Source organism: Amycolatopsis sp. La24 (assembly GCF_029087445.1).
In the GTDB taxonomy this organism is placed as follows: domain Bacteria; phylum Actinomycetota; class Actinomycetes; order Mycobacteriales; family Pseudonocardiaceae; genus Amycolatopsis; species Amycolatopsis nivea.
Genome location: NZ_JARACH010000069.1, coordinates 42,003 through 51,080 on the forward strand (window position 1 = coordinate 42,003; position 9,078 = coordinate 51,080).

A 9,078-nucleotide genomic window follows, 5' to 3' on the forward strand; every position below is an offset into this window, starting at 1 on the left:
AAGCAGTTCTCCCAACAGGTGTTCAGGCGGAGGCGGAGGCGGCCGGTTCGGTCGCCGGGGCGGCGGACCGCCGACGGCGCGAAGTACCGGCGACAGCGACAAGCGAGATGGCAGCGGCGACAACGGTCAGCAACGCGAGCGGCCACCACCGGGTGCCGTTGCCGACCACGGCTTCGGCGATGAAAGGCGTGGGAGCGCTGAAGATCAGCGCCCCGAGCGCGTTGCTCAGCGCGGTGCCGCTGTAGCGGACGCGGGTGTCGAACTGGTCGGCGATCACGCTGGAAATCACGGAGTACACGGTGGCGTGCGCGCCCAGCATCATGACGGTGATCACGACCCCGGTGACGACCGGGTGATCGCCGTCCAGCAACCAGAAGAACGGGAACACGGCGACGGCGGTGAAAGCGATTCCGCCGAGCAGCACCGGGCGCGCGCCGATCCGGTCGCTCACCGAGGCCACGAGCGGCAGTGCGAGCAGGTCCACGGCGGCCGCGATCATCACGATGAGCAGTGCGGTGTTGCGGGGCATGCCCAGCGACGCCGTCGCGTAGGTCAGGAAGTACACCGAGATCAGGTAGAAGACGACGTTGACCGACGCCTGCACGCCGGTGCCGGCGGCGAGTCCGCGCAGCGCACCGGTGAAGACTTCGCGCAGCGGCAGCCGCGCTGTCCGTCCGGCCGACTTGAGCTCGCTGAACTGCTCCGGTTCGGCGACTCCGAGCCGGATCACCAATCCGACGCCGACGAGCACGAAACCGGCGAGGAACGGGATCCGCCAGCCCCAGGCGAGCAACTGGTCGTCCGGCAGCGCCGACACCGCGGACATGACGGCCGTGGCGAGCACCAGGCCGAGCGGGCTGCCCATCTGCGGAGCGGACCCGAACAGCCGCCGGCGCGACGGCGGCGCGTGCTCGACCGACATCAGCACCGCGCCGCCCCATTCTCCGCCGACCGCGAGGCCCTGCAGCAGCCGCAACGCGATCAGCAGGATCGGGGCCGCGATGCCGATCGAGCGGTAGGTCGGCAGCACCCCGATCAGCCCGGTCGACGCTCCCATGACGCCCAGGGTCGCGATCAGCGTGGTCCGGCGGCCGAATTTGTCGCCGAGGTGGCCGAAGATCGCGGCTCCGATCGGCCGGGCGACGAACGCGACGCCGAGCGTGGCGAACGACGCCAGCCGTCCGCTGTGCGGGTCGGCCTCGGGGAAGAACAGCTCGCCGAAGACCAGGGCCGCGGCGAGCCCGTAGATGAAGAAGTCGAACCATTCGATGGTGGTGCCGACGAGGCTCGCGACGGCGGCGCGCCGGGACATGCTGCGGGTGGACGGGTTCATGGCTGTCTCCTGTGGCCTCAAGCCGCGGTGCTCGGGGTGGTGGAACGGGACGCCGCCGCTTCCCCGGCGACCCGGCCGAAGCAGAGGGCCCGCAGGACGGAGGTCGCGCCGGGGTATTTGCCGTGGTAGATCCCGGCGGTCTCGCCGACGGCGTACAGGCCGGGAATCGGTGCGCCGAGGCGGTCCACGACGCGGGCGTGTTCGTCGGTTTTGAGGCCGCCGAAGGTGAAGGTGATGGCGCAGGTGACCGGCCACGCGACGTACGGCGGCTCGTCGATCGGGCGGGCCCAGTTGGATTTCGGCGGTTCGAGACCGCTGGTCGCGATCCCGTCGAGCGAGGTGACGTCGAGCGGGCCCGGCCTGGCCGCGGCGTTGTAGGCCTCGACGGTCGCCACGAGCGCGGCAGGGTCGAGATCGAGCCGCTGCGCCAGCGCTTCGAGGGTGTCGGCGGTTTCGGGCTCGCGGTCGGTCAGCACGGCGCGGGTGATGTCCTGGCGCACCAGTTTCTGGTCCGCGACGACGTAGGCGAACTGGTCGGCGTCGCGCCAGATCCGGTAGGCCACCGACTCGAAGGTGTTGTCCGGGGTGTCGGAACCCTCGTCGAGAAACCGCTGCGCGCGGTGGTCGACCAGAATGCCGTACGGGTAGACCATGACCAGCGCTTCCGGCGAACGGGTGCGCGGATCGACCGGCTCGCCGTGGAAGCGCTCGAACTGCCCGTCCGTCGCCGCGCCCGCCCGCACGCCCATTTCGATGCCCTCGCCCTGGTTGGCGCGCCCGCCGGGGGCGATCGGCGAGAGTTCGTGCCCGCGCTCGCCGAGGTGGCGGTCGAGCAGTGCCGTGCTTCCTTCGAAACCGCCGCAGGCGAGCACCACTGTCGGCGCTTCCCAGTGCGTGCCGTCCGCCGTGACGACGCCGGTCACCGCGCCGGTCTCGTCCTGGACGAGGTCGTGGGCGGCGGTGTTGTAGCGGATGGTCCCGCCGAGGGTTTCCACCCGCGCGGCAAGGGTTTCGACGATCGCCGCGCCGCCGCCGACGGGCATCAGCCGCGGACCCTTCGAGGTCAGGAAGTAGGTCAGGTCCGGTTTGGTGGCGACGCCGTTCTCGTTGAGCCACTCCATCGTGGGCCGGGCCAGTGCGGCCAGCCTGCCGATGATCGCCGGATCGGTGCGTCCGCCGCTCAGGTCGCGCATCCGGGCGGAGAAGTCGGCCGCCGGTTCGCCGTCCGGTTCGAGCCGGAAGAACGCGCCGGTCCACGCGGTGTTGCCGCCGCGCTGAGCCTTCGACGTCCGTTCGAGCACGACGACCCGGCCTTCCGGACGGCATTCGAGAAACCGCACCGCGGTCGCGAGCCCGCCCGCGCCGCACCCCACCACGACCAGATCTGCCTGTTGTCGACTCACGAAACTCCCTTTCTCGTCCCGAGCGCGCCATTGAGCGGTTCAAGAATTCCGCTGTCCAGTCCGAGCATCGCGGAAAGTAGGAGAACACGCGCTCAAGGCTCAGTCAACCCACAATGCGGTTTACGCGAACCATCTGACGGTCTATGGTGGTGGACATGGCTGAGACTGGTACCGCTTCCACGCGGGTCGACGGCGGCGTGCGCAGCATCGCGAGAGCTGTCGAGGTGTTGGAACTGTTCGACGCGGCGCATCCGATCCGGCAGCTCCGCGAGCTGGTCGCACTCACCGGCCTGCCGAAGACCACCGTCGTGCGGCTGCTCGCGACGCTCGAATCCCTGGGGCTGATCGTGGACCGCGGCGACTCCTCCTACGGACCCGGCGCGGGTCTCCTCCGCTGGGTCAAGCTCGCGGAAGCGCTGTGGGAGGTGGGCCCGGAGGCGCGCCAGATCATGGCGCGGCTCGCCGAATCCTGCGGCGAGACCGTGAACGTCTACGTCCGCCGCGGCCTCGACCGGACCGCGATCGCCCAGGCTGAGGGCACCGCGACGGTCCGCAGCGTGGTCGCCGTCGGCGTGCCGTATCCGCTGGCGAGCGGGGCCAGCGCCAAGATCCTGCTCGGCGGCGCGCCGGACGAGGTGCTGCACGAGCTGGCCGGCCGCCGGTCCGGCCTCGAACTGGAGCCGCTGCGGCGGGAGGTCGCCAGCATCCGCGAGGCGGGCTACGCGGTGACGCACGGCGAACGCGAACTGGGCGCGTCGGCGGTGGCCGCCCCGATTTTCGCCAAGGACGGCCGGGTGATCGCGGCACTGTCCGCGAGCGGGCCGACCTCGCGCTTCACAGCCGATCGCGTCGGCCGCTACGTCGACGCGGTGACCGCGGCCGCCCGCGAGATCAGCGAAGCCGGGCTCGGCCCGGTGGAGGTGTTCCTGTGACCGCCGACCTGCTCGAGGGCGTGCGCGTCCTCGACCTCACCAACGTGCTGGCCGGTCCGTTCGCCGGGTACCAGCTCGCGCTGATGGGCGCCGAGGTGATCAAGGTCGAACCGCCCGGCACCGGCGACCTCGCCCGCCAGCTCGGCGCCGATCCGGGGCTGTCCGGCGAAGGGCTCGGCGTCTCGTTTCTCGCCCAGAACTCCGGAAAGCGGTCCGTGACGGTCGACCTCAAGAGCGAGGGGGGCAAGGACGTCTTCGCGAAGCTGGTGGCGCGCGCCGATGTGCTGCTGGAGAACTTCCGTCCCGGAGTGCTGGAGCGTCTCGGGTTCGGCTGGGACCGGCTGCGGGAAATCAACCCGAGACTGGTCTACTGCGCCGTCTCGGGATTCGGCGCGACCGGGCCGATGCGGCGCAGGCCGGCTTACGACCAGGTCGTCCAAGGGCTTTCGGGCATCATGAGCGTGACCGGAACGCCGGAGGTCGCGCCGCTGCGAGTCGGGTTCCCGGTGTGCGACAGCTTCGGCGGGCTCGCCGCGGCGTTCGCGATCTCCTCGGCGCTGCTCCGCCAGCGCCGCACCGGCCAAGGAGCTTTCCTCGACACCTCGATGCTGGACGCCGCGCTCACCGCCATGGGCTGGGTGGTGTCGGATCATCTGATCGGCGGCCGCGAACCGGCTCCGATGGCCAACGAGAACATCACCTCCGCGCCGTCCGGCACCTTCGAGACCGGCGACGGCGCGCTCAACATCGCGGCGAACAAGCAGGAGCAGTACGAGATCCTCTGCCGGGTGCTCGGCCGCGAGGAGCTGATCAGCGATCCGAGGTTCGCCGTCCGCGAGGACCGCAAGCGCAACCGGGACGCCCTGCGAGCGGAGCTGGAGACCTCCCTCAAGGAAAAGAGCGCGGCGGAGTGGGACGAGATCCTGCTGGAGACCGGAGTTCCGGCCGCGCCGGTGGTTTCCGTGCCCGAAGCACTGGCGTCGGAACAGATCGCGCACCGCGAGCTCGTCACGACAGTCGAATCGCCCGCCGCGGCCGGCGGAGCGATGCGGGTGCTCGGCGCCCCCACCCGGGTCGACGGCGCACGGGTCGCCGCCGGCTCGCGACCGCCGCGGCTGGGCGAACACACCGACGCGGTCCTGCGGGAACTGGGGTTCGCGGAACCCGAGATCGCCCGGCTGCGGGAGGAGAAGGCGGTATGACCTCCGCTCGCGAAGAAGCGGTCCGGGCGACGTCGACCCGGGACGTGACCGAATGGTGGTCCACCGCGGTCTCAGACATCGAGCCCGGGAGCATCCGGCTGCGCGGCTATCCGGTGCAGGACTTGATCTCCGGCGCGGGCTTCGCGGAGACGGTCTGGCTGATGGTGCGCGGGGAGCTGCCCGGCAAGGCACAGGCCGCGCTGCTGGAGAAGGCCCTCGTCGCCGCGGTGGACCACGGCCCGCAGGCCCCGTCGATCGCCGCGGCGCGGATGGCGGCCACGTGCGGCGTCGGCCTGCACGGCGCGATGTCCACCGGCGTCGGCCTGCTCGGCGACGTGCACGGCGGCGCAGGACAGCAGTGCATGGAACTCCTCGGCCAGCTCCGCGCGGAGTCCGAAAAGGACGGTCTCGAGACCGCGGTCGCCAAGACGCTGACGGACTTCCGCTCCCGCCGGCAGCACATACCCGGCTTCGGGCACCGGTTCCACCCGCGCGACCCGCGCCGCGACCCCCTGCTGGAGGCGGTGGCCGACCAAGCCGCGGCCGGGGTGGTCGACGGGCGGTTCCTCGCCGTCGCCAGGGAACTCGAACGGCAGCTGGCGGCCGGGCGGGCCAAACCGGTCCCGATGAACATCGACGGGGCGACCGCCGTCGTCTACGCGGAACTCGGGTTCCCGCCGGAACTGGGCCGCGGGCTGTTCATCCTGTCCCGGTCGGTGGGGATCCTGTCCCACGCCTGGGAGGAAAGCCAGTCCGGACGCCGGATCAAGGGGCCGATCCCGCCGCCGCTGCTGCCCGCTTACACCGGGGCCTCCGAACGTCCGGTGCCGCAGCCGTGACCCTCGATTCGTTCCACGCGCTGCGGACGCTGCCCGGCGGCACCCGGTTCTTCAGCCTGCCCGCCGCCGAAGCGAACGGCGCGGGCCCGCTCGGCCGCTTGCCCTACTCCACCCGCGTCCTGGCGGAAAACGTGCTGCGGCACGAGAACGGCCGCACGGCGACGGCCGAGCACGTGCGCGCGCTGGCCCGCCGGGACACCGCCGCGGCGATCCCGTTCCACCCGGAACGGGTGCTGCTGCAGGACGCTTCCGGCATTCCTGTCCTCGCCGACCTGGTCGCGCTCGCCGAGCGGGCCGCCGGACTCGGGCTCGACCCGGCGTCGGTCGCCCCGCGCAAGCGGATGGACCTGGTCGTCGACCACGCGCTGGAGCTCGACACCGCGGGCTCTCCCCTGGCCGCCGCGACGAACCTCGACCGCGAGTACGCCCGCCACGCCGGCCGCTACCGGTTCCTCCGCTGGGCCCAGACCCGGTTTCCCGGCCTGCGGGTGGTCCCGCCCGGCATCGGGATCTGTCACCAGCTGAACCTCGAGGTGCTCGCCGACGTCGTCACGCCCGGCCCGCTCGCCGGGTTCGATTCCGTCGTCGGCACCGACAGCCACACCACGATGATCAATGGGCTGTCCGTGGCGGGCTGGGGAGCCGGCGGCATCGAGGCGACCGCCGCCGCTCTCGGCGAGCCTCTTTATCTGCGGGTGCCCGAGGTGGTCGGTGTCCGGCTGACCGGAGCGGTCCGGCCCGGCGTGCTGGCGACCGACGTGGCGCTGACGCTCGCCGCGCTGCTGCGCACGCACGGGGTCGTGCAGCGGATCGTGGAGTTCCACGGACCCGGCCTCGCCGGTTTGGCCGTGCCCGACCGCGCGACCATCGCGAACATGGCACCCGAGTACGGCGCGACCATGGCCTATTTTCCCGCCGACGCCCGCACGCTCGACTACCTTTCCGCGACTGGCCGCCCCGCCGAACCGGTGCGCGACTACCTTGCCGCGCAAGGGATGCTGTACGGAGCCGAGCCGGACTACGACGACGTGATCGAGCTGGACCTCGCCGCGGTGGACCGGACGCTGGCCGGACCGTCCCGCCCGCACCAGCCGCTCCGGCCCGCCGACCTGTACGACCCCGCGGCGGCCCGGCCCGGCTCTGGCGATCTGCCCGACGGAGCCGTGGTGATCGCCGCGATCACCAGCTGCACCATCACGTCTAATCCTCGGGCGATGGCTGCCGCTGGGCTGCTGGCTCGCAACGCCGTCGCCCGCGGCCTCGCAGTCGCCCCGTGGACGAAGACCTCGCTGACCCCCGGTTCGCAGGCCACTGCGAACCTCCTCGCCGCCGGTGGCCTGCAACCGGCGCTGGACGAACTGGGCTTCCAAGTCGCCGGATTCGGCTGCGGCACCTGCATGGGCAACTCCGGCCCGCTCCGCCCGGACGTCGCGCGGCAGATCGAGGCCCGCGATCTCACCGTTTCCGCCGTGCTGTCGGGCAACCGGAACTTCCCCGGCCGGATCCACCCCGACGTGCGCAACGCCTATCTCGCCTCGCCTCCCCTGGTCGTCGCGTTCGCGCTCGCCGGGCGCACCACGATCGACCTGGACCGCGAACCGCTCGGCACCGGCCGCGACGGGAATCCCGTGCTGCTGGCGGACCTTTGGCCCACCGAAGCGGACATCGACGCGGCCGCCGCACTGGCGTCTCCCGGCGCGTCCTCGCCCATGACGACGGATCGCTGGCAGCGCCTGCCTCATCCGGACGACGAAACCTACCAGTGGGAGGACGAAACGGGGACGATCCGGCGGCCGCCGTTCGCCGACGCCGAGATCTCCAGGCCGGTCCGAGAGGGGGACATCCGAGGCGCGCGGCCGTTGCTCGTGCTCGGCGACGGCATCACGACCGACCACATCTCCCCGGTCTCGCGCATCCTGCCCGATTCGGCGGCGGGCCAGTGGCTCGCCGAACGCGGGGTGGCGCGCGAGGACCTCGGCACCTACAGCTCCCGGCGGCTCAACCACGAGGTGATGCTGCGCGGCGGTTTCGCCAACCCGCGGCTGCGCAACGAACTCGCCGGGGAGCGGCCCGGAGGCTGGACCCGCCTCCTCCCCGACGGCGACCTCGTACCGGTGCACGTCGCGGCCGCCGCCTACGCCGAGCGCGGCACTCCCGCGGTCGTCGTCGCCGGCCATTCCTACGGCGCCGGGTCGGCCCGCGACTGGGCCGCGAAGGCCACCCGGCTGCTCGGCGTGCAGGCGGTCCTCGCCCGGAGTTTCGAGCGCATCCATCGCACGAATCTCGTCGCGTTGGGCGTGCTGCCCGTCGAATGCCCTGAGCTGGGCGCGTTCGACGGCAGCGAGGAGTTCGACGTCCTCGGCCTGGAACACGGACCGCTCGTCAACGCCCCGCTCACCGTCGTCGTCCGCCGCGGCGGGCGAACTGTGTCCGAACACCCCGCCGTCGCCCGCGTCGACACCCGCGCCGAGGACGAATGGATGCGCGCGGGCGGTCTGCTCGCCGGGCTGCTCAAGACCGCGCAACTCTCCCACCGTTGATTCGAAAGGCTTGTCATGCAGTTCATGGTTCTCAGCCGCCGCCGCACCGAGACGTTCGAGGAGGCCGACTTCACCGAGGTCATCCCCGCCGAGACAGACCGGGTGCGCCGCCTCTACCTCGACGGGGTCGTCCGCCAGATCTGGCTGCGCGACGACCTCCCCGGCGCCTGCTTCGTCGTCGAAGCGCCGGACGAATCCACGGCCCGGTCCACAGTGGACGCTTTGCCGATGGCCAGTTCCGGGCTGTCGGAGTTCACGGTGATCCCGCTTCAGCCCTACCGAGGGTTCGGGCCGCGGTAAGGCCGGTTCCGGACGCGGAGACCAGCCCGCCGGACTCGGCCCCGCGCCAAACGGGTAGCCGCGACGTCGGGTTTCGAGGCACTCGTTCCTGCCGCGCCCGACTCCCCGAAGGACACGGTGCCAAGCGCGCAGCCGACAACGCCGCAGCCCGGGCCGCCGAGGCCCGTGGCAGCCCGCTGTCCGGAACGGCTTCCCTCGACCCGGCGACTGTTCCGGGTCGAGAGAGCGTCGTCGCCTCCATCCGCGAAAGCCTCCGAGCAGGAACCGACCAGCTCCGAAATACGGCGGGAACGCATACGGCACACGCGTTTTCGGCTGAACTCCGCGCTGGGCGATCCGCCAAGACTCTTCTCTCCGCTCCCGGGTTCGCGGCTGTCGCGCCGGGAGAAACCTTGTTTTCGACTGTCATCTCGCAGGACATGGGTGACGGTTCTGCATCAGGAGATCGGTGACAGTTCGGGCGGGGTTGGTGGTGACACTTTTGCCGTGAGGCTCGGGCGGTGGCTGTCAGTGAACCCATCGATCCTCG

The 9,078-nt window shown here is 71.5% G+C and carries 7 protein-coding genes; 5 read left to right on the forward strand and 2 right to left on the reverse strand.

What is annotated here, in order from left to right; genetic code table 11:
- Window positions 1-22: 22 nt before the first annotated feature.
- Together PUT80_RS39365 and PUT80_RS39370 are read right to left on the reverse strand one after the other, a co-directional pair.
- On the reverse strand, window positions 23-1,333 hold the full coding sequence (locus PUT80_RS39365; protein ID WP_275295157.1) for an MFS transporter: 1,311 nt from the start codon (window positions 1,331-1,333) through the stop codon (window positions 23-25).
- Between the two features lie 17 nt (window positions 1,334-1,350).
- Window positions 1,351-2,736, reverse strand: a complete 1,386-nt coding sequence (locus PUT80_RS39370; protein ID WP_275295158.1) for an FAD-binding protein — start codon at window positions 2,734-2,736, stop codon at window positions 1,351-1,353.
- A gap of 155 nt (window positions 2,737-2,891) precedes the next feature.
- On the opposite strand from PUT80_RS39370, the gene PUT80_RS39375 reads away from it, so the two are divergent.
- Genes PUT80_RS39375 through PUT80_RS39395 form a run of 5 tightly spaced genes read left to right on the forward strand, consistent with a single transcriptional unit; the run spans window position 2,892 to window position 8,549 of the window.
- Window positions 2,892-3,668, forward strand: a complete 777-nt coding sequence (locus PUT80_RS39375; protein WP_037812737.1) for an IclR family transcriptional regulator — start codon at window positions 2,892-2,894, stop codon at window positions 3,666-3,668.
- A complete protein-coding gene (locus PUT80_RS39380) occupies window positions 3,665-4,870 on the forward strand; it encodes a CoA transferase (protein WP_275295159.1) in 1,206 nt (401 codons plus the stop codon). The genes PUT80_RS39375 and PUT80_RS39380 overlap by 4 nt, the downstream gene beginning before the upstream one ends.
- Complete coding sequence (locus tag PUT80_RS39385) at window positions 4,867-5,709, forward strand: citryl-CoA lyase (protein ID WP_037812299.1); 843 nt, start codon at window positions 4,867-4,869, stop codon at window positions 5,707-5,709. The genes PUT80_RS39380 and PUT80_RS39385 overlap by 4 nt, the downstream gene beginning before the upstream one ends.
- Window positions 5,706-8,249 (forward strand): aconitate hydratase AcnA, encoded by a 2,544-nt coding sequence (gene acnA / locus PUT80_RS39390; protein ID WP_275295160.1) that lies wholly within the window; start codon window positions 5,706-5,708, stop codon window positions 8,247-8,249. The genes PUT80_RS39385 and acnA overlap by 4 nt, the downstream gene beginning before the upstream one ends.
- Before the next feature lie 15 nt (window positions 8,250-8,264).
- Complete coding sequence (locus PUT80_RS39395; protein WP_275295161.1) at window positions 8,265-8,549, forward strand: hypothetical protein; 285 nt, start codon at window positions 8,265-8,267, stop codon at window positions 8,547-8,549.
- Window positions 8,550-9,078 lie beyond the last annotated feature (529 nt).

Excerpts from the sequence above, each read along its gene's own strand:
- PUT80_RS39375 (WP_037812737.1), top strand. The coding sequence starts at position 2,892 with ATGGCTGAGACTGGTACCGCTTCCACGCGGGTCGACGGCGGCGTGCGC.
- PUT80_RS39385 (WP_037812299.1), top strand. The coding sequence starts at position 4,867 with ATGACCTCCGCTCGCGAAGAAGCGGTCCGGGCGACGTCGACCCGGGAC.
- PUT80_RS39365 (WP_275295157.1), bottom strand. The coding sequence starts at position 1,333 with ATGAACCCGTCCACCCGCAGCATGTCCCGGCGCGCCGCCGTCGCGAGC.
- PUT80_RS39395 (WP_275295161.1), top strand. The coding sequence starts at position 8,265 with ATGCAGTTCATGGTTCTCAGCCGCCGCCGCACCGAGACGTTCGAGGAG.